Raw genomic sequence first — 514 nt, forward strand, 5'->3', positions numbered from 1 at the left:
TTTTTATCTACAATGTCACATGAAATCAGAACACCATTAAACGCCGTTATTGGTATGTCTGATATTCTATTAATGGAAAATTTTTTGCCAGAGCAATTAGAAAATCTTCAAGTATTAAAATATTCTAGTGAGCATTTATTAGCTTTAATTAATGATCTTTTAAATCTCAATAAATTTAAATCTAATGAAGTAAAATTAGCTGAAGATGATTTTAACCTTTCAGAACTAATTCAAAATATTCAATTACATTTTAAGCATACGGCGGTTAATAAGAGTCTAAGTTTTGAAACCATATTAGATAGCTGTATTCCTGCTGTTTTAAAAGGAGATAGTTTAAAACTATCTCAAGTCTTAAAAAACCTACTGAGTAATGCTTTTAAATTTACTCATAAAGGAGGTATTGTTTTTAAGGTAGAATTATTAAGTTCAGACTTAGATGTTACAATAATTAGATTTAGCGTAAAAGATTCGGGTATTGGAGTCTCTTATAATAAACAAAAAGATATTTTTAAAA

General features: G+C 26.1%; 1 protein-coding gene. It reads left to right on the plus strand.

Annotated features, from left to right (window positions below; genetic code table 11):
• Positions 1 to 54: 54 nt before the first annotated feature.
• Positions 55 to 514, plus strand: a 460-nt coding sequence (locus ADICYQ_RS22145; RefSeq protein ID WP_235114855.1) for a sensor histidine kinase, incomplete at its 3' end; no start/stop codon positions are given.

The sequence above is a fragment of the Cyclobacterium qasimii M12-11B genome (assembly GCF_000427295.1).
GTDB lineage: Bacteria > Bacteroidota > Bacteroidia > Cytophagales > Cyclobacteriaceae > Cyclobacterium > Cyclobacterium qasimii.